18 protein-coding genes and 1 other RNA gene are annotated in these 19,089 nt (G+C 54.5%); 12 read left to right on the top strand and 7 right to left on the bottom strand.

Going from position 1 to position 19,089, the window contains the following annotated elements; all coding sequences use genetic code 11:
- Nucleotides 1-2: 2 nt before the first annotated feature.
- Nucleotides 3-692 carry a tetratricopeptide repeat protein gene (locus tag ACE99V_RS05010; RefSeq protein ID WP_400490101.1) on the bottom strand — a complete coding sequence of 230 codons (690 nt, stop codon included), beginning with the start codon at nt 690-692 and terminating at the stop codon, nt 3-5.
- Between the two features lie 76 nt (nt 693-768).
- Nucleotides 769-2,712, bottom strand: a complete 1,944-nt coding sequence (locus tag ACE99V_RS05005; RefSeq protein WP_400490102.1) for a beta-propeller domain-containing protein — start codon at nt 2,710-2,712, stop codon at nt 769-771.
- 187 nt (nt 2,713-2,899) lie between these two features.
- Here ACE99V_RS05005 and ACE99V_RS05000 point away from each other — a divergent pair, with 187 nt between their 5' ends.
- From ACE99V_RS05000 to ACE99V_RS04985, 4 genes are all read left to right on the top strand, one after another.
- On the top strand, nt 2,900-4,429 hold the full coding sequence (locus ACE99V_RS05000) for a fumarate hydratase (protein WP_400490103.1): 1,530 nt from the start codon (nt 2,900-2,902) through the stop codon (nt 4,427-4,429).
- 159 nt (nt 4,430-4,588) lie between these two features.
- Complete coding sequence (locus tag ACE99V_RS04995; RefSeq protein WP_400490104.1) at nt 4,589-4,906, top strand: LysM peptidoglycan-binding domain-containing protein; 318 nt, start codon at nt 4,589-4,591, stop codon at nt 4,904-4,906.
- Nucleotides 4,907-5,009: 103 nt separating this feature from the next.
- Nucleotides 5,010-5,804: a carbon-nitrogen family hydrolase gene (locus ACE99V_RS04990; RefSeq protein ID WP_400490105.1), complete on the top strand. Its 795-nt coding sequence runs from the start codon at nt 5,010-5,012 to the stop codon at nt 5,802-5,804.
- 96 nt (nt 5,805-5,900) lie between these two features.
- Nucleotides 5,901-6,089: a hypothetical protein gene (locus tag ACE99V_RS04985; protein WP_400490106.1), complete on the top strand. Its 189-nt coding sequence runs from the start codon at nt 5,901-5,903 to the stop codon at nt 6,087-6,089.
- Nucleotides 6,090-6,274: 185 nt separating this feature from the next.
- Here ACE99V_RS04985 and ACE99V_RS04980 read toward each other — a convergent pair whose 3' ends face one another.
- Entirely contained in the window at nt 6,275-6,520 is a 246-nt protein-coding gene (locus ACE99V_RS04980; RefSeq protein WP_400490107.1) for a small, acid-soluble spore protein, alpha/beta type, read from the bottom strand.
- Between the two features lie 31 nt (nt 6,521-6,551).
- Nucleotides 6,552-7,667 (bottom strand): radical SAM/CxCxxxxC motif protein YfkAB, encoded by a 1,116-nt coding sequence (gene yfkAB, locus ACE99V_RS04975; protein WP_400490108.1) that lies wholly within the window; start codon nt 7,665-7,667, stop codon nt 6,552-6,554.
- 78 nt (nt 7,668-7,745) lie between these two features.
- Between yfkAB and ACE99V_RS04970 the strand changes: the two genes are divergently transcribed.
- Nucleotides 7,746-8,423, top strand: coding sequence for a DUF1385 domain-containing protein (locus ACE99V_RS04970; protein ID WP_400490109.1), 678 nt, complete (start codon nt 7,746-7,748; stop codon nt 8,421-8,423).
- 59 nt (nt 8,424-8,482) lie between these two features.
- Here the strand turns inward: ACE99V_RS04970 and ACE99V_RS04965 are convergent, their stop codons facing one another.
- Nucleotides 8,483-8,815 (bottom strand): hypothetical protein, encoded by a 333-nt coding sequence (locus ACE99V_RS04965; protein WP_400490110.1) that lies wholly within the window; start codon nt 8,813-8,815, stop codon nt 8,483-8,485.
- Between the two features lie 224 nt (nt 8,816-9,039).
- On the bottom strand, nt 9,040-9,573 hold the full coding sequence (locus tag ACE99V_RS04960; protein WP_400490111.1) for a gamma carbonic anhydrase: 534 nt from the start codon (nt 9,571-9,573) through the stop codon (nt 9,040-9,042).
- Between the two features lie 212 nt (nt 9,574-9,785).
- Between ACE99V_RS04960 and rnpB the strand changes: the two genes are divergently transcribed.
- The 3 genes from rnpB (at nt 9,786) to ACE99V_RS04945 (ending at nt 12,187) form a co-directional block, all read left to right on the top strand.
- Nucleotides 9,786-10,173: RNase P RNA component class B (gene rnpB / locus ACE99V_RS04955), an RNA gene on the top strand.
- Between the two features lie 251 nt (nt 10,174-10,424).
- Entirely contained in the window at nt 10,425-11,672 is a 1,248-nt protein-coding gene (locus tag ACE99V_RS04950) for a DUF2157 domain-containing protein (RefSeq protein WP_400490112.1), read from the top strand.
- Nucleotides 11,669-12,187, top strand: coding sequence for a GDYXXLXY domain-containing protein (locus ACE99V_RS04945; RefSeq protein ID WP_400490113.1), 519 nt, complete (start codon nt 11,669-11,671; stop codon nt 12,185-12,187). The genes ACE99V_RS04950 and ACE99V_RS04945 overlap by 4 nt, the downstream gene beginning before the upstream one ends.
- Nucleotides 12,188-12,249: 62 nt before the next feature.
- Here ACE99V_RS04945 and asnB read toward each other — a convergent pair whose 3' ends face one another.
- Complete coding sequence (asnB, locus tag ACE99V_RS04940) at nt 12,250-14,097, bottom strand: asparagine synthase (glutamine-hydrolyzing) (RefSeq protein WP_400490114.1); 1,848 nt, start codon at nt 14,095-14,097, stop codon at nt 12,250-12,252.
- Between the two features lie 139 nt (nt 14,098-14,236).
- On the opposite strand from asnB, the gene ACE99V_RS04935 reads away from it, so the two are divergent.
- The 4 genes from ACE99V_RS04935 to ACE99V_RS04920 all read left to right on the top strand — a co-directional run bounded on the left by ACE99V_RS04935 (nt 14,237) and on the right by ACE99V_RS04920 (nt 19,039).
- Nucleotides 14,237-15,985, top strand: coding sequence for a LytS/YhcK type 5TM receptor domain-containing protein (locus tag ACE99V_RS04935; protein WP_400490115.1), 1,749 nt, complete (start codon nt 14,237-14,239; stop codon nt 15,983-15,985).
- A 4-nt stretch (nt 15,986-15,989) separates the two neighbouring features.
- Nucleotides 15,990-16,712 (top strand): LytR/AlgR family response regulator transcription factor, encoded by a 723-nt coding sequence (locus ACE99V_RS04930; RefSeq protein ID WP_400490117.1) that lies wholly within the window; start codon nt 15,990-15,992, stop codon nt 16,710-16,712.
- 138 nt (nt 16,713-16,850) lie between these two features.
- A complete protein-coding gene (locus tag ACE99V_RS04925; RefSeq protein ID WP_400490118.1) occupies nt 16,851-17,195 on the top strand; it encodes a DUF485 domain-containing protein in 345 nt (114 codons plus the stop codon).
- A 26-nt stretch (nt 17,196-17,221) separates the two neighbouring features.
- Nucleotides 17,222-19,039 (top strand): solute symporter family protein, encoded by a 1,818-nt coding sequence (locus tag ACE99V_RS04920; protein WP_400490119.1) that lies wholly within the window; start codon nt 17,222-17,224, stop codon nt 19,037-19,039.
- The last annotated feature ends 50 nt before the right edge of the window (nt 19,040-19,089 follow it).

Here is a 19,089-nt window from a genome sequence, read left to right as displayed (position 1 = left end):
CCTCACCCAGCTTGGGTAGAGGCTTTTGTCCATTCTTCCAGCCGTTTTTCGATTTCCGTTCGGCTCAAGTGCAACGTGCAGGACGGAGAAAGTGTCAGCAGCTGATTCAGATGGGAAACAGCCCGTTCAAAATTCCCTTTGGCGGCTTCAATTTCCGCCAGGCAGAAGAGTTTGAGCTGACGCTCCGAGCGCTTTTTGGCAATCAGTTCGAAAGCTTCCACGGCATGCTGGATATCGCCCAGGCGGGCATGGGCGCAGATGATAATGCCCAATGCGTTGACGAGCGAATGATCGCGGCGATATACGCGGAAAGCAATGTCCAGCGCATCGGTGTAACGGCCGCGGGTAAAGTAGACGATGGCCAGATTGTAGAAGAGGTAGTGAATCATCGCCTGGTTGAACAGCGAGGGGCGTTCCTTGCAGACGTTCAAGCCTTGGGCGATAAACTTTTCCGCCAGTTCGTAATTGCCGGCCATGATTTCGTGCGTCGACTTATCCAGCATCGCTACCGTTCGAGTGCGGTTTTTTCGATAGGAAGCGTCTAGCCAGCGCATCATCTTGTCGGGTTTTCGCTTGTACAAGTTGCCCATGTATTGAAAGCGAAACGGCCAGTGCAGGCGGATAAAGGCCACAAAAAGGACAGCCGCAACGCCTGAAAGCGTGGACGTGACGTTTAGGTCCAGGTATTTCAAAACGGATAACACCCTTTCTATCTGGTGTTTACCCTCATCTTAGCACAGAATTTGATAGGGTAATAGAGGCCCTCTCCTATTTCAGCGAGAGCGACTTGACCAGCCGGAGGGAAGAGAGTTGGTGTGCCTGCACAGCCCCTTTGGAAATCGTATAAAGCGTATCGCCGATGTAGAGGACTCGCTCGACGTTTTTGTCGCTCTCATACCAGCCGTCTCCGGCTTTCTTGAAGTCCTCTTCACTCAGATGCGTGATTTTCCCGCGAAGAGAGAAGCCGGATTGCAGATCCAGCCGGTAGATCATCGCTCCCTGGAACTGGAAAGTGCCGTATTCACGGGGACTGTTTTGCGCGGACGACGACTGACTGCGCTGCATCAAGGTGACGGGGAAGGCAAGAAGCTTCTTTTCTTTGGAAAAGAGCAGCGCTTTGTGATTGCGCAACAGCTCCGAGTCGGTTCCGCGGTCACCGATCAGCTCCTTGAATTTTTCCACCGGCCTGGAAACGTCTTTCACGTCGAATAACGCCACTTTCATCCCCTGGTAGAGCGCCATGTCTTTCTCTTCCACCGTATCCTTGCCGAAACCGATGATGTGATGTTCGTCGTACGGGTGGAGATAATCGCTGTAGCCCGGAATTTTCAGCGCTCCCAAAATTTTGGGATCCGTCGGCTGTTTCATGTCGAGAACGAACAGCGGGTCTACTTTTTTAAACGTCACCAGGTAGGCGCGGTCACCCATGAAACGCGCGGAGTAGATGCGCTCGCCGGGCGCCACGCCCTCCAGTTTGCCGGCGATCTTCAGACTGCTGTTCAGGACGTATACGTTATTTTTCGAGGTGTGTTCGCCGGTCCTCCACATGTCGCCGCTGGTGGTGGCGATCCGCAGGTGTCCCTTGTATTCATCCATGGAGAACTGGTTCAGGATGCGGCCGGGTACGACCCCTTTCCCTGAGTAGGTGACGGATCCGTCCTTCATGGCGAACCGGTAGATGTGCGTGTCAGATTGTGTTGGCGGTTGCCGGTCCCAGACGATGGAGATGCCAGCCTTTTCGCGGAAGGTTGGGACGATCACGTTGGTTGCGACGTACAGGTTTTCAAACGAAGCGTATACGTTTTCTCCCGCTCCCAGGTAGGCGCTTACCTGGAGGCCTTGCTTCGGTTTATCCAGGTTGATTCCGCCCACCAGCAGGTAGTCGGGCTTGAGCGCTTCGGGAAAATACCGGATCTTATCGTAGGCGATCGACTGGTAGCTCTCGCCAAGCGCACTGTCTCGGTAAACAGGTGCCGGATCTTCGGTGTCTCGTTCCATTATGGTGTAGAGGTCGATGTACTTGTTCGCGGCCAGATAGAGATTGGAGCCGATTTTGCGAGAGGAGAGGTACTGTCCTTCCAGCTCCAATTCGCGGGTTAATTTCGGATTGGATTTGTCCTTTAGATCGTACACCATCGCTTTTGTCGTTTTGTGCAGATGATAGCCCGCGATGGAAGGGTCGTAGCGGAACCGGTCGTGATCGGCGTGCCCGATGACGATCAGGCGGCTGTCGTCCACGTAAAGCTCCAGCGGATGGAACCGTTTTTCAGAAAAGGGCAGGCGGCTCACCACTTGCATGCTGTTAGCCGGGTAGGCCCTGATGATTCGTACCTCGTCGTTTGTCGCCTGATACAGGTAAGTACCGTCTGTTTTGATCACGTCTGCTTCGTCAACGCCTTTTACCTGCACGTTGGTGCTGGAGTAGTCGACCGCTGCCTCTTGAACCGATTTCGACTGGCTTGCAGCGGGAGCGCTCGCGGCCGGAGCGGACCCGGTTCGCATGTCTGCCAGGGTGGCGTAACGGATGGTATTTCCATTCTCCCACTCCTTTTTCAGCAGTTTTTTCAGGTTGTCATAGGAGCCGACAACCGGCAGCTGCTCCGAGTCTGCGGCAACCGCCTCTTCTTCCATCAGCGAAGAGGTCGTGAAGAAGACGGGAGCGACGGCGATGAGGATGGCGCAAATGAGAAACCATACCATGTGTTTCTTCAAAAACAATTCCCCCTTTGTCGAGTCTGTCTGTCTCATTGGACGGCAGAAAGCGGTGAACGTTTCAAGATGCTGCCCGATGCACCACTCACACGATAAATCTACGGACAGTCAACGGGGGGGTGTGGTATAATAGTAGGCGGTTTAAGGTACCTACGATGTACCCACTCGATCTAAAGGGGCGACATAGATGGATAAAATCAAGCAAAGCATTCTGGAACTGATTACCGAAACGTCTACCAATCTGCCGCCTGATGTGCGCCACGCCATCAATGCGGCGAAAGTGAAAGAAGATTTGGGCACTCGTTCCGCCCTCTCTCTTTCCACCATCGCGCAAAACATCAAAATGGCTGAAGAGAACGTATCGCCGATCTGTCAGGATACGGGAATGCCAACCTTTGAAATCAAGACACCGGTAGGCGTAAACCAACTGGTGATCAAGAAAGCGATTCACGAGGCGATTGCGGAAGCGACGAAAACCGGCAAACTGCGTCCCAACTCCGTAGACTCCCTGACCGGTGAGAACAGCGGGAACAACCTCGGTCCGGGTACGCCTGTGATCCACTTCGAACAGTGGGAAGAAGACGAAGTAGAAATCAAGCTGATCCTCAAAGGCGGCGGCTGTGAGAACAAAAACATTCAGTACTCCCTTCCCTGTGAGCTGGAAGGCCTGGGCAAGGCAGGCCGCGACCTCGACGGCATCCGCAAGTGCATTCTGCATGCCGTGTATCAGGCGCAAGGACAAGGATGCAGTGCGGGCTTCATCGGCGTCGGCATCGGCGGCGATCGTACCTCCGGGTATGCGCTGGCAAAGCACCAGCTGTTCCGCCGCGTCGATGATGTAAACCCGAATCCGACGCTGGCCGAACTGGAGAAGTATATCATGGAAACGGCCAATCAACTGGGCATCGGTACCATGGGCTTCGGCGGCAACTCCACACTGCTCGGCTGCAAAATCGGCGTGGAAAACCGACTGCCGGCAAGCTTCTTTGTCTCCGTAGCGTACAACTGCTGGGCGTTCCGTCGCCAGGGTGTTCGCATTAATCCGGAGACGGGCGAAATCACTCGTTACCTGTATAAAGACGAGCATGTAGAAATGGACATGACACCGGCAGTGGCAGAAAATTCCGGCGAGCGGCGTGAGGTAGTGCTGGAAGCGCCGATTACCGAGGAGCAAATCCGCAGCCTGAAGGTGGGCGATGTGGTGATCATCAACGGCCTGATGCACACCGGCCGCGATGCCCTGCACAAGTACCTGATGGATCACGACTGTCCGGTAGACCTCAATGGCGGCATTATCTACCACTGCGGTCCGGTCATGCTGAAGGACGAAGCCGGTGAATGGCATGTAAAAGCGGCAGGTCCGACCACCAGCATTCGTGAGGAACCGTATCAGGGCGACATCATCAAGAAATTTGGGATCCGCGCGGTCATCGGAAAAGGCGGCATGGGTGCCAAAACACTGAAAGCCCTGCAGGAGCACGGAGCCGTGTACCTGAACGCAATCGGCGGCGCGGCCCAATACTACGCCGATTGTATCGAGAAAGTGGAAGGCGTCGATTTCATGGAATTCGGCATTCCGGAAGCGATGTGGCACCTGCGCGTAAAAGGCTTTGCCGCCATCGTGACGATGGATTCGCACGGCAACAGCCTGCACGCTGACGTGGAAAAGAGCTCGAAGGAAAAGCTGGCCGAATTTGCCGAGCCGGTTTTCAAGTAAATCACCTCATGCCCCTGGCGTTAACGCCGGGGGTTTTTGCATTTTTTGGCAGCGATGGGTGTTTACCCATTGTTAAGTAATATGGGTATTGGTTTATTACATCCGGACAGGGGCGGGCATAGGTTAATATCGAATCTCTCAAGAGAAGGAGTGGTACAAGTGAACTACACAGTTCGACCTGGCGATACCCTCAACTCCATTGCTGCCCGTTTCGGCGTTCCTGTGCAGGAACTGATTCGAGTCAATAACATTCCCTATCCGTATTCCATCTTCGTCGGGCAAAACCTCTTCATCCCGGTACGTCCGACGCCTCCGGGGCCTCCGACGCCTCCGCGCGATGATGTCGACCGTAGGCTGGATCGTCTGGAGCGGCAAGTAGGAAACCTTGACCGTCGGGTTGACCGTCTGGAACAGCGGGTCAACCGTCTGGAAGAACGCGTCGACCGCCTGGAAGGGCGCCCGCGTCCTCGCTCATAACCATAGGTGGAGAAACAAGGGAGCCTGGCTCCCTTGTTTTTTTGCTTGAACATCACCTGAGTGAAGGATACGATAAAGAAAATACAGATGAGGGGGAGTTTTCATGAAGTGGAATGTCGCTCTGATCCAAATGGATGTGGCATTCGGCCGACCTGATGAAAACAGGGATACGGTGCGCCGTTATGTTGATCAGTTGGCCGCGTCCGAACAAAAGACGGATGTTGTCATTCTGCCGGAACTATGGGATACCGGCTATGATCTCGAACGTCTGGGCGAGATCGCGGATGATAACGGTGAACGCGCCAAAGCGCTGCTGAGCGAAGCGGCCAAGCGGCTGAACAGTTACGTTGTTGGCGGATCCGTCGCGGAACGGGTCGGAGATGAGGTGTACAACACCACGTTTGTGTTTGACCGTGCCGGTAATGAGATCGGAAGGTATTCAAAAGTTCACCTGTTCCGATTGATGGAAGAGGAGAAATACCTGGCAGAAGGAGAGCAGCCTGGCTTTTACGAGTTGGATGGTCAGAAAACTGGCTCCGTCATTTGTTATGATATCCGATTTCCCGAATGGATACGTACATACGCGCTGAACGGCACAAAAGTGCTGTTCGTGTCGGCGCAGTGGCCGCATCCCCGGCTGAATCATTGGCGGCAGCTGCTGATCGCACGAGCTATCGAAAACCAAATGTTCGTCGTCGCCTGCAACCGCGTAGGAGATGGCGGCAAAAGCACCTTCTGCGGGCACTCCGTTGTGGTCAATCCGTGGGGCGAGATCGTCGCGGAAGGAATGCAGCAGGAAGAACTGGTCCAAGCAGAAATTGACCTGTCCCTGGTGGATGAAGTGCGGGGACGCATACCGGTCTTTGCCGACCGCCGTACCGGACTCTATCGGCTTTAGGATAAAAAATGGGCGAAACATGCCGGGCTGGTTATTTTCCTTCCGCGCCCGATCGGCATAGGGTGATAGAGAGGAAATTGGCGAGGAGGTGCTGGTGTGTTTCGTTTGAACGGAAAGGACGTCCGCCATCATTTTGACGGGGTTCACGGCAAGGTCGTGCAAATGAGGGAACTGGTTGAAGTGCTTGATCAAATGTTCGACTCTTTCCATCAAGTAAACCAAATCAGCCGCACGATACTGGGGCCGCGCAAGCCGAGCCCGAAGCGGCTGGATCGTTTGAAGTAAAAGAAAAAAGGACGGAACTCCGTCCTTTTTTGGTATTTAGGAATTTATAAAATTGGACATCCCATACAGCCGCTAGGAAAGCATTTGGGTCCCCGCCCGGCGAAGAAAGGGACCCCACTCGGCACAGCGATAGCTAACGCCGAGTGGGTTGAGGATAGCTCATGCCGGGTGGGTTATTTTGCGTGTTACCGCATGATTTGCATGGCATATCGAACCATTTCCTTTACCATGCCGCCGCCCAGCTGACCGCCAATCCGTCCGGCGTCATGGGCGGTGAGGTTTCCGTTATACCCTTGCTGAAGGGGGATGTGCAAGGTCCGGGCGGCCTGGTATTTCGCCTGCTCCGGCACCAGCACGTTCTGCAAACGCGCTTTCAGCATGTCTAGTCCTTGGCGGGAATCGGGCACGAGGGGTCTTCTTCGTCTGCTCATGAGACAACACCTCCCACCGATAGTCTGCCCATCAGATGAGCGCTTTGCGCTCCTTAAAGTTGATGTCGGAGTAGTAGGTATTGGCAACGAGCAGATTTGGACCGGCACAGCTGGCGGCCGGGCAGTGGCAGTTGATTTTCTGATTGAGCGGGTGATTCTGCCAGCGATCAAACATGTCCTGCAAGACGTCTGTCTGGATGTTGCCGAGCGGTTCAACGTCACCGAAGTCGGTCACGGTCACATCGCCGGTAAACACATTCACGTTTAGTCGGTTGCGACCGTCCGGATCGTTGCGCAAGGTCACATTGCTGGCCTCGCGCAGGCGTGCAATCAGTTGACGGTCTTCCGCCAACGGACTGCAGGCGAAAAAGGGTAGTGTGCCAAACAGCATCCACAGGTTTTCATTGCGTTTGTCCAACAGCGAGTGAATTGCCTGGCGCAGCTGTTCGAGTGTCAATACCTGCAGGTCGCGGGCAAAATCGCTGGCATACATCGGATGGACTTCGTGTCGGCGGCAGCCCATTTCCTGGATCTGATCGTGAAGACGATCCAATTGTGTCCAGGTGCGGTGATTGATCATCGTCTCCGCGGAGACGAAGACACCGGCATCTGCCAGACGGCGCGCGTTTTCCTTCATCGTCCGGAAGAGGACCTCTGCCTGTTTCGACGAAACCGATTGTCTGCTTTTTGCGTATACAATATCACGGAACTCTTCAGGTGTCGACCAGTTCCAGGAGATATGCATCACGTCTATGTACGGTAAAATCAATTCATAACGGGAGAACGGCATCGTCATGTTGGAGTTGATTTGCGTTCGCAGTCCGCGCTTGGCCGCGTACTGAAGCAGAGGCAGAATCAGTTCTTTTACTGTACGCTCGCTATACATCGGCTCTCCGCCTGTTATACTGAGGGTAAGCAAGTCATCTGCTTCGTCCAGCCGCTTGACAATCAGGTCTACGGGTAAAATAGGGTCGTCTTTCATCCGTAACGTGTCTCCGACGGCACAGTGTTCACAACGCAAATTGCACAGGTTGGTCACTGTGAACTCGACGCTTGTCAGCTTGTAAGCCGGTGGTGCTGCGTTAAACAGCGGCTCCCATGGGTCGTGCTTCGGCGTAAGTGGTGTGGTTGGAACCATGCGGATCAATTTCTTGAAACCTCCTCATCATTGCGTACATTCACATTATTATAACGAGATTTGACAGGAAGGAGAATACCGGGCGACATGGTCATGGGGATTTCTTTTGGCAGAGGTGTCTTTTTTCACGATCGGAATGTGCTGGCCTGCGCGGAAGTGAAGCGCGGCGTCATTCACGTTTGGGCTGAAAAAATTACGTTGCAAACCATCGGAAAGTTGTGGGTGCGCGTCTGTTTTTCCCTTCCCTGGTACTATCACTTGTTTCATCTCGGTCTGCTTGGATATTTGGTTGCGGCATGGCTCGATGAGCGGTTGGCCGTCGTCAATCCCTGGTGGCTGGTCGTCTACCTTGCCGGTTTTCACTTCGTGTTCCCCCGCCAGTTAAAGCAGTTTCACGGGGCGGAGCACAAGGTCTTCAGCCATGGAGGAGCAAAGAATCTGGACGCCCTGGAGGAAATTCGCCGGGCAGACATCGTCAATGCCGGTTGTTCCACCAATTTGGTCATGTATTTTTTTGCCTCCTTTCTGCTGACCCTGCCGTTTGCAGGGCTGGAGTGGGGCGTAGCTGCAGGTATTGTGGGAACCCTTTTGGGCATGTGGGGGGAGAAGTACCTGCGTCGTTACGCCGGATTGCTCTACAAAGCATCCGCGTTTTGTCAGCGACATTTGACGACGAAAGAGCCGGACCGCATTCATCTGGAAACCGCCATTCGTTCCTACCAAATGTTTGAGCATGTCCGCAGCAGACTGAGTCAGGCAGCATAAATGAAAAACCGGCGTTTCCACTATGGATACGCCGATTTTTCGTTATTCATGCGCGAGACTCATTTCGTCTGATCTTTGGCCACTGCAAAAAAGGGAGTAAAGTGGTTGCAGGAAGATTTGACCAGTTCCTGGATGTTCCTCTGGAAGTTGCTGTTCAGGTCGCGCGTTTCTTTGATAAACGACTCGATTTTTTCCAGGTTGGCTTTGCGCGCCTCCTCTGATTGACTCAACAAGTCCTTCATTTGCGCTTGTGTCTGCTCCTGCAGGTAGCTGACGAAACCGGCGGTCGTCAGAGCGGTGTTGAAGATGGTTTCATTTGCTGCTTGAAACACGTGAAGTGCTGCTTGAAACAACTGTTCCTGGGCTTCCGGCGGCTGTTTGGACACACTCATTGCAATCTCCTCCTTAATTGGGAGCGTATTTTGCATATATGACTGAATTGCTCTTATGTGTAATTTACACCTATATGGTGTGGATGTCAATAAAAAAAGCTGCGCCACAGGCACAGCATTTTCAGTAGATAGAAATATATAAAATTGGACATCCAATACAGCAACGAGAAAAGGGTTCGGGGCCCCAGCCGACACCAGCGTTAGCTAAAGTCGGATGGGTTTTCTTAGGAGCGGTTAAGCGCCTGCTCTTCCAACTTCCGATACGTTTTTCCCTTGTCGACGTAGGATTGACGGATGCGCCGCAGTTCGGTAAAATCGTCTTCCGTCAACTCGCGCTTTACTTTTGCCGGGGAGCCGACAACCAAGGTCCGCGGGGGGATCTTCATGCCGGGGGGGACCAGTGCACCGGCACCTACCATGGCTTCCTCGCCGATTTCTGCACCGTCCATCACAATGGCCCCCATGCCGATCAAAGCTCCGCGGCGGATGATGCAGCTGTGAAGAATGACGTTGTGGCCGACTGTCACTTCGTCTTCGAGGATCAGCGGATTACCCGGACTTTGATGCAGCGTGCTGTTGTCCTGCACACTTACTCTCCTTCCGATGACGGTGGGGGCGATGTCGCCGCGAATTACCGTGTTGTACCAAATGCTCGTGTCGGCGCCAATCACTACGTCGCCAGAAATAACGACTCCACGGGCGATGAATGCGGACTCGTCGATTTGGGGCACTTTATCTTCAAAGGGCAGAATCAGCATATGGGTTCCTCCTTCCTAGTGGCGAAACTACGTCGATTTGCTCCCTTGCAAGCCACATCCAGGTGCCCGCAGGGTGCTTGTCCTGTTAGCCACATCTATTCTACTACAGGACGTCCATTAGAACAATTTGCTTGCGCTTCCAGTCAGTATGAGTTGACCAGGGCGAAGCAAATATGCTAAATTAAGACGTACCGATTCAATTGAATAGCAAGGAATGCGGGTAGTCGCTGTCGCGGCCGGCTTGCCGGCAGGCGATAGAGGAAAGTCCAGGCTCGCCCAGGCTGAGATGCCTGGAGTGTTCGCACCTGGTGCAAACCAGGGCAGCGAGGTTTCGACTTCGCTGACGGCGCGAAAAGGGTTCTCCCTGAGACCCGAGTACGCTGAAAGTGCCACAGAAACGCAGCTTCCCTGGCGACAGGGGAGATGGAACGCGGTAAACCCTGCGAGCGAGAAACCCAAATTTGGTAGGGGAACCGTCCCGAAGGAACTGAACGGAGGGATGGATGGCGTGTTGAGCGCCATAGATAGATGACTACCGCTCTTGGTGCGAGGGGATCGCCCCGCTTGCAGCACGGGAGACACAGAACCTGGCTTACAGCATTCCTTGCTATAACGAATAATCACAAAACCGCCTGATTCATCAGGCGGTTTTTTCTTGGCATATAGGAATTTATAAAATTGGACATCCCATACAGCCACTAGGAAAGTGTTCTGGGCCCCGCCCGGCGAAGCGTTAGCTCATGCCGGGTGGGTTTTCTTTGATACAATTTGGGCAGGTGTTTCAAGTAACGAAGGCGATGGCTTTATCGTCTAATCTGATAGAACCATGATTTTGAGTTCCGGAGGGGCCTATGGATAAACGAAAATGGATTCTGCAAGAGGCAAGCAGGTGGAGGGAAGAGGGCATCATTACGGAGGGGCAGCTGGAACAGCTTGTGTCTCGCTATCCCGAAGAGCCCAAGGCAAACGCGCTGCCGCTGTTTGCCGCCATCCTGATCGGATTGGGTGTGCTTACCTTCGTGGCATCCAACTGGCAGGAGATTGGCGCATTCTTTAGAATGGCCATCATTTTTTCTGCCATGACGGCAGCCTATGCCGGAGGAGAAGTTCTGCGCAGACAAGGATATGACCGGATTGGCCTGGCTCTGACCGCTGTCGGGATCATGATCTACGGGGCAGGCTTTTTTTTAATCGGACAGACGTATCATCTGTCGGCAAACCCGGTCAATGCCTTTTACCTCTGGCTGATCGGTGCCGTCGCCATGACCTGGCACTACCGAAGCCATTTTCTGGCGTTTTTGTCCGTATTGATCTGGTTTGTTTCAGCCCTCTACGGTGCGGACAGCGGTGATCGGGACGGACAGACGATGGCGGTGTTTTACCTCTTGTTCGCGTTCGGTATCGCTCCGCTGGCCTGGAAGTTCCGCTCCCGGTGGGTAACGATACCTGCGCTGTCTGTTCTTTATGTATACACCCTGTACGACGTGCGGCACATCGGGGAAGGACTGGTATTTCCCGCGGTGTTGATGGTTTTTCTGCTGGCCGCTCTCCTGCTTGAACGTTATCACGAACAGCTGGCTCAAACGCTGCGGGTGCTTGGCTATCTGGCTGTAATGATCCTCGGAATCATTGTCATTTTTACCGAGGATGAGTGGCTGCAAACCGTAACCAGGATGGATACTCTCCTGGCCGGGTGGGGCCTTTTTACCGCTGCGGCGTACGTGTTTCTCGCGATGAAACGCAGACGGCAGGAGCTTGCGGCAGACGTCATCCCGCTTGGTGGATTTTTACTTGCCTATCTGACCGCCTGGGTCGGTGAAGGATCACTGTCCGCCGGTGTTTTGATGATCGTCTCTCTGTTCCTGTTCTCCATCGGGTTGGTTCTGGGGGGAGAGCGTATGCGGGACATTGCGCGAATCAATACAGGCGCGATCTTTTTCGGGCTCACTTGTCTCGTCGGTTATGTGAATTTCGCCTGGGATTTTCTCGACAAATCGCTCTTTTTCCTGCTCGGCGGCGTCCTCCTGCTCGCCTTGAGCTTTTTCCTGGAACGACAGCGGAGAAAATGGGTACATGATGCGAGGAGGGATGGACAATGACGAAAAGACTGTTCCTGCACGTCGCCCTGCAAATCGTGCTGCTGTTGACCATCGTCGGCAAGTATCACTATATCGCCGGAACGGGGCAATTGATCACGTTGAAAACGGCTCCGGTGGATCCGCGTGACTTGTTTTACGGGGACTATGTCATCCTCAACTACGAAATCAGCCAGGTGGAACGCGGCTCCGTCAAGACGGATCTGCGGGAAGAGCGAAATGGGCCGTTCACCGTGTACGTTTTGGTAGAGAAGCGCAGTCACCCGTGGTACGAAGCGGCAGGAGTGTTCGAAAACAAACCGGTTCCGAACGAGAACCAAGCCGTTCTGCGGGCAAAGTTGAACGATTACGATCCAAAGTCGGAGATGCTGTACCTTTCGTACGGATTGGAACGCTACTACGTACCGGAGAATACCGGACGGGAATGGGAAGATCGTCGCGAAGAACTGACACTGGTAGACGTCCGGGTAACCGGCAGCGGTGAAGCAGTCATAGACCGGCTCCGCATGGAAAAGTAACTCGCAAGAAAAGCTCCTTTCTCCCTTGAAAAGATGGGGAGGAGGAGCTTTTTTGCCTTGATTCATGACTCGATGGTTACGTTGTACTCACGCAGCCACAAGTCCATCTGAGCCAGGTAGGCAAACAGCTGCGGAGTGCTCATCAGCTGGCCGAAAAACGGGATTCCGGAGGCGTGGGCGTCCGAAGCGGCGATTCTTCGGATGGTCGGTACGTCGATCAGCTGCAGGAGCGGCGAGGACGTGTCGTCAAGAACCTGTAGAAGCCAGCTTCGCGTTGCTTCGGCATAGGCAGGATTGTGCGTTTTCGGATAAGGGCTCTTTTTCCGATGCAGCACCTCGTCAGGCAGGATGCCTTGCAACGCCTTTCGCAAAATGCCTTTCTCCTGGTTGCCGTACGTTTTGATCGCCCATGGAATGTTCCAAACGTATTCCACCAGACGGTGGTCACAAAAAGGCACGCGGGCCTCCAGACTGGCGTACATGCTCATCCGGTCTTTTCGATCCAGGAGCGTGCTCATGAACCAGGTGATGTTCAGGTAAAACATTTCCCGACGACGCTCTTCCAGCGGGTCTTCCCCGGGGAGACGGGGGACTTGATCCAGTGTTTCCTGATAGCGCTGCGCGACGTACTCTTCCGGACGCACCCATTCCTTAAGCTCGGGAGAGAGCCAGCTGGCCCGTTCATGCGTGGCCCGCATCCAGGGGAACGTCCCGGCTTGTAAAGCCTCCTCACGGTAGAACCAGGGATAGCCGCCGAATACTTCATCGGCGCATTCACCGGAGAGTACGACCGTGGTCTCTTTTTTGATCTCCCGGCAGAACAAATAAAGGGAAGCGTCTACGTCGGCCATGCCTGGCAGGTCCCGGGCGTAGGTGGCCGTTCGCAAAGCTTCTACAAGGTCTGGCGTGTCAAAGAAAAATCCGCGATGACGGGTGCCGAGGAATTCGGACACCAGTTGGACGTAAGGGGCGTCTTCGTTTGGCTGAAACGCGTTGGCCTTAAAGTGCAGGTGGTTGTCGACGTAGTCGATGGAGTAGGAATCCATCGTGCCGCGTCCCTCTTTCTTATAAGTATCAGCGGCGATTGCTGTGATCGCGCTGGAATCGAGTCCCCCTGACAGCAATGTGGCAACCGGAACATCAGCCACAAGCTGGCGCTGGATGGAGTCGACCAGCAGCTGCCGTACTTTCGCCGCGGTGCCTTCTGCATCGTCCGTATGGGGTTTGCTCTCCAGCTGCCAGTATCGCTCCTGCCGGACGTCTTCGCGCGTCACTGTCAGGTGCACCCCCGGGAGTACTTCCCAAACGTCATGGAATACGCCGTGACCCGGAGTGCGGGCAGGTCCCATCACGAAAATCTCGGCCAAGCCTTCCCGCCGCAAGACAGGACGCACATCCGGATGGGCGAGCAGCGCTTTCAGCTCGGAGCCGAAGAGAAAGGCGCTGCCGCGCTGAGCAAAAAAGAGCGGCTTAACCCCCATCCGATCCCGGGCCAGAAACAGGGCCTGCTCACGTTCATCCCAGATGACAAAAGCAAAAATGCCGTTCAACCGCCGAACGCAGTCTCTGCCCCACTCCATGTAAGCGGTGAGAAGCACCTCCGTATCGGAGTGGGATTGAAAATGCCAGCCGCGGGTCAGCAGTTCGCGACGCAGGTCTTCCGTATTATACAATTCTCCGTTGTATATCAGGGTATAGCGAAAGCCGCCGCGCTGACGAATCATCGGTTGCTGACCACCCGCGGGGTCAACGACAACCAGTCGGCGGTGGCCAAAGGCGACCCGCGGGGTAAGCCAGTATCCCACCGCATCGGGACCGCGTTTTTCCAGTCTCCCTGTCATCGCTTCCAGTGTAGATTGCTCGCGGGAGAGATCCTTTTCCCAATCAATCCAGCCCGTTATACCGCACATGTGAAATCACCCTTCCGCAAGAGACATCCAATTCCTAGGCACATGGTATGCAAAAAAGGGAGGGGAATTGTATGTCCAGCAGGGAAAGCGCGAAAAAAGCGGAATGTATACAAAATTGAAAAGATTCGGGGGTGGAGCGGTGGAGAACCTGACACTGCTGCTCATAGAACGAATGGGCATCCTGCTGACCATCACGTTTATCCTCACACGCATCCCGCTGTTCCGGCAGCTTCTGGATCGGGAGGTACGCATCTGGACGTCCGTCTCATTCTCCATTCTCTTCGGCCTGTTTGGAATTGCCGGGACGTATGCCGGTGTAGTGGTCCGGGAACACGTATTCCTGCCTGCGTTTTGGATTTTTCCTCTCGCACCGGATGAGGCGGTGGCCAACTCCAGCCTGGTCGGAGTGGTGATCGGCGGTCTCTTGGGAGGGCCACTGGTCGGGATGGGAGCCGGCCTGATTACGGGTACTCACCTGTACGGTCTGGGCGGGTTTACCGCCTTTGCCGTCGGGCTGTCTGCGCCGATTACCGGGCTTTTGGCCGGTTTTGTCGCACGATTTTTTTCTGCGGAGAGAGTGATCTCGCCGTCAAAGGCATTATTCTTTGGGATGTTTGCTCCGATCATTCAGATGGCGTTGATTCTTATTTTTGCCCATCCGCCGGAAGCGGCTCGAACCGTTGTGAATTTCATCGGACTTCCCATGGTACTTACCAACAGCATATCCATCGCCATTTTTACCACCATGATTCGCGTAGCGCTCAAGGAGGAGGAACGCTCCGCCGCCAACGAAGCGGAGCGCGCCTTTAACATTGCCGAGCGGATCTTGCCGCATTTAAAGCAGGGACTGACGCCGCAGACGGCACGGGCAGCGGCCAACCTGCTGTACCGGGAGCTGAACGCCTCTGCTGTCGCGGTGACCAACCGGGAGCAAGTGCTGGCCCATGTCGGAGCGGGAGCCGATCACCATCTGGCCGGGGAGTTGCTGATAAGCCGACTGGGTAAAAGCGCGATTGCGCAAGGCGACATTCAAACAGGAGTGAGCCGGGAGCAGTTGTCCTGTCCGCGCAAGGATTGCCCGCTTCAGGCAGCCATTGTCGTGCCCATCCGCGAAGGGGGCAGCGTCGTTGGCCTGATCAAATTTTATTTCAAACGTCCGCAGCAGATCCGCAAAGTGGAAGAGGTCCTGGCCAAGGGCTTGAGTAACCTGATTTCCAACCAGTTGACGCTGGCGCTGGCGGAAAAGATGAGCGGTCTGATGAAGGACGCCGAACTGCGCATGCTGCAGGCCCAGATCCACCCGCATTTTTTGTTCAACACGCTCAATTCCATTGTCACCTTGATTCGCATCAATCCGGATCTGGCGCGTCATATGACCATTCAGCTCGGGGTGTTCATGCGGCACAATCTGAAGATGACATCCACCCAACTGGTCAGCATCGCGCAGGAAATGAACCACCTGAACGCTTTTCTGGACATCGTAAAAATCCGCTTCGCGGAGCAGCTTCACGTCCAATGCCAGGTAGAAGAAGGAGTGGAAGAGGTGATGATCCCCCCGGGCACCTTGCAGCCGCTGGTGGAAAACAGCATCCAGCACGGTTTGCGGGAAAAACCTCACGGCGGTCTGATCGCCATCTCTGTCAAACGGACAAAGGAACAGGTTGAGGTCGTCATTGAGGACAACGGTTCGGGAATATCCGAAGAATTGTTGGACCAGTTGGGACAAACTCCCGTGAAGAGCCGCGACGGCAACGGCATCGGCGTCCACAACGTCAATCAGCGGCTGGTCAGTTTGTTCGGACCACAAGCCCGCCTTCACTACGCAAACAGGGAAGAAGGCGGCTGTCGAATACGCTTTGCAATACCTACTGTGGCAAGGAGGGTGTAACCATATGCGCATCCGTGTGATGATCGCCGAGGATGAACACCTGGCGCGCGAGGAGCTGGCCTATCTGCTTCAGCAAGAGAACGACGTCGAGCTGCTCCCGTTTGCCAGCAACGGGAGGGAGCTGCTGCGGCTGGTGGAAGAGCACCAACCGGACGTCGTCTTTCTCGACATCAAGATGCCGGAGATGGAAGGGGTACAGGCTGCACGCATGCTTTCATCACGCAAGCAGCAGCCGCTTATCGTATTTTCAACCGCGTATGAAGATTACGCTTTGGAAGCATTTAAGCTGAACGCCGTCGATTACCTGCTGAAGCCCACGGAACCGCATCGCTTGCAGGAGACGCTGCAGCGGATTCGGAAGCGTTTTACGGATGGTTCAGCGTCAACGGCAAAAGTCTCCAAGCTTCTGATTGAAGAGAACAACCGCTTCGTGGTCATCGAGCCGTCTTCCATCATGTACGCCGTCCGCGACGATCGTGTTGTGCAGATTTACACCAAAGGCGATAGCTACACCGCCAGAATGACGCTGCAGCAATTGGAGGAGAAACTGCAGTCCCACTCTTTTTTTCGCACGCACAAAAGCTATTTGGTAAACCTCCAGTACGTAAGCGAACTGGTACCGTGGTTTAACGGCGCCTACAACATCATCATGAAAGGGCCCAAACGCATCCAGCTTCCCGTCTCCCGCTCCTACGCAAAAGACCTGATAAAGCGGCTGGAGGGGTAGTCCCCTTCACACATGTGCCATTTTTTGCCACTAGCACCTCACTTCCTGCATCTTGCGCCAAAAAAACACATTCGTGCAAATATTCAATATATAATTTGGAAAGCGTTTTCAAAATTGGAATGATGGGAGGAAACAAAGATGTCCAGCCCCAATCTGGCTGCCAATGAAGCGCGCAAAAGACAATCGACTGAAGCATCTGCCGCCACTCAGTTTGTCACGCAGGAAGAGTTGGAACAGGTCGAAAGGTCGTTTCGCGCGCAGCGTAAGCTCAGTTTTACGTTTGGCTTTTACTTTTTCCTCGTCACCCTGCTGATTCCGTTTCTCAGCGGTACATCGGAATGGTGGTACGGGAAGCCGTTTTTGTTTGGCCTCACCCTTAACTTCTGGTCTACTTTGCTCTTATTCCATGTGTTTTACTGGATTCTTGCGTACGTTTTCGTCAAAAAGGCAAACCGGATGGATGACGAAATCAAAAACCTGTAGCCGTTCGAAAAAAAGGGGGTACGACAATGATCAACATGTGGGCCATATCGATGGTGATCCTGCTGGTGCTGGTAACCATCGCCATTTCCATCTACACCAGGTCTTTCAACTCCAACACGGCAAATTTTTATCTGGCCGGCCGCAAAGTGGGCTTTATGACCAACGCGACAGCCATCTGCGGTGACTACTTTTCAGCCGCCTCCTTTCTCGGGGTAGCGGCAGCGGTGTACGCCTCCGGTGTAGACGGCATGTGGTACGCCATCGGGTTTGGTGCCGCTTTCGTGCCGGTCGTGCTGTTTCTCGCCAGCCCGCTGCGCAAATTCGGGGAGTATACGATTCCTGACTTTCTGTTCGCTCGCTTCGGCAAAAGCCATACGGCCCGCATCATCGGGGTCGTCATGGTGCAGCTGATCTGTATCTTCTATCTGGCGCCGCAGATGGTGGGGGCGGGCAGCACCTGGAACGTGCTGGTCGGCTACGGCCTGTTCGGCATGACGCCTTATCAGACCGGGGTCGTTGCCACTGTTGTCATCATGATGTTCTACGTAGCTCTGGGCGGCATGAAAGGAACCACACTGAACCAGATGATTCAATTCTGGGTGCTGTTTACGGCCATGTTCCTGGTCTTCATGCTGGTGTTAGTCAATGGCGTCGGCAGCTATGCGTCGCAAAACAAACCGCTTACCAATCCTACTACCACCACCGTCGCCAAGCTGATGCAAGGTGAGGAAGGCAAGCGCGTCTACGACAAGGCCAAAGCGACCATGAGTCCGGACGCATTTGCCAAAGTGGAGGAGACAGTGAAAGCGGGAGATCCCAACGCCAGCGTCACTGTCATCGTTCCGCAATCCAACAAACTGCATCCGGAACGTCCGATGGTGATTCAGGAGCCAGGTCACCGCTATGACTGGCTGAACCAGTTCTCCATGGTGCTGGCTTTGGTGCTTGGCACAATGGGGTTGCCGCACATCATGAACCGTTATTACACCAACCCGTCAGGAAAAATCGCCCGTTTAACCACCCTGTGGGTGTTGGCGTTTGTCGCTTTCTTCTACATCATGAGTTCCGTAGTCGGTTTGGGTGGCCGCAGATTTGTCACCGAACTGGCTGCATCAGATCCTGGCGTCGCAAAGCTGGCTCTGGACGGTGTTCTGCTCAAGTCTGACCAGATTATGCCGGTTTTGGGCAAGCTGCTGTTCGGCGAGTTCGGACTCGGTTATGTGGCTGCGGGCGCATTTGCCGCGATGTTCTCCACGGTGGGCGGCCTGCTGATCGCCTCGGCCGCTTCCTGGGGGCACGACATCTATGAAAACTACATCAACCCGCAGGCACCCGAGTGGAAGAAGGTATTGGTCGGGAAAATTGCTGTGGTTATCATGGCCCTTTTCTCGCTCTTCGTCGGACTCGGCATCCCCGCGATCGGTCTGGACAAAGCGTACCCGTCCCTGATCGCGATGATGGTCACCTGGGCCTTCGCCGTATCGGGCGGAGCGTTCGTACCGATGCTGATCAGTTCCATCTGGTGGAAAAAGACGACGCGCAACGGTGCGATCGCCGGCATGATTGTAGGGGGAGGCGGTTCCGTCTTCTTCATCCTGATGAACATTTTGAAGGAAACGGGCGTGCTCGCACCAGGCAGCTTTGCCGCTGCGCTGGGATCCCTGTCCTTCCCGTCCATCTTCGTTATCCCGTTGAGCTTTTTGGCCATCTACATCGTCAGCATCACGGACAAAAACAAGATGCCGTCCTATGTAAACGATATCTGGGCGCGCATCCACGGCTCCGACGAGTTGTCTGAGCGCATCCGCATGAAGATGCAGGAGGCGGACCAAAGAGCTTCCTAGAAAATGACTGAAGGTGAAGAGAGCGGTACAGGCCGCTCTCTTTTTGTGCT

The organism is Brevibacillus soli, from assembly GCF_044759095.2.
Classification (GTDB): Bacteria; Bacillota; Bacilli; order Brevibacillales; family Brevibacillaceae; genus JBIYSM02.
This window is presented reverse-complemented; position numbering and strand designations above follow the sequence as displayed.

Coding starts and splice junctions, on each gene's coding strand:
- ACE99V_RS04970 (WP_400490109.1), top strand. CDS start 7,746: ATGGTCATGGGGATTTCTTTTGGCAGAGGTGTCTTTTTTCACGATCGG.
- ACE99V_RS04930 (WP_400490117.1), top strand. CDS start 15,990: ATGCGCATCCGTGTGATGATCGCCGAGGATGAACACCTGGCGCGCGAG.
- ACE99V_RS04960 (WP_400490111.1), bottom strand. CDS start 9,573: ATGCTGATTCTGCCCTTTGAAGATAAAGTGCCCCAAATCGACGAGTCC.
- ACE99V_RS04920 (WP_400490119.1), top strand. CDS start 17,222: ATGATCAACATGTGGGCCATATCGATGGTGATCCTGCTGGTGCTGGTA.
- ACE99V_RS04980 (WP_400490107.1), bottom strand. CDS start 6,520: ATGAGCAGACGAAGAAGACCCCTCGTGCCCGATTCCCGCCAAGGACTA.
- ACE99V_RS04950 (WP_400490112.1), top strand. CDS start 10,425: ATGGATAAACGAAAATGGATTCTGCAAGAGGCAAGCAGGTGGAGGGAA.
- ACE99V_RS04945 (WP_400490113.1), top strand. CDS start 11,669: ATGACGAAAAGACTGTTCCTGCACGTCGCCCTGCAAATCGTGCTGCTG.
- ACE99V_RS04965 (WP_400490110.1), bottom strand. CDS start 8,815: ATGAGTGTGTCCAAACAGCCGCCGGAAGCCCAGGAACAGTTGTTTCAA.
- ACE99V_RS04990 (WP_400490105.1), top strand. CDS start 5,010: ATGAAGTGGAATGTCGCTCTGATCCAAATGGATGTGGCATTCGGCCGA.
- asnB (WP_400490114.1), bottom strand. CDS start 14,097: ATGTGCGGTATAACGGGCTGGATTGATTGGGAAAAGGATCTCTCCCGC.
- ACE99V_RS05000 (WP_400490103.1), top strand. CDS start 2,900: ATGGATAAAATCAAGCAAAGCATTCTGGAACTGATTACCGAAACGTCT.
- ACE99V_RS04925 (WP_400490118.1), top strand. CDS start 16,851: ATGTCCAGCCCCAATCTGGCTGCCAATGAAGCGCGCAAAAGACAATCG.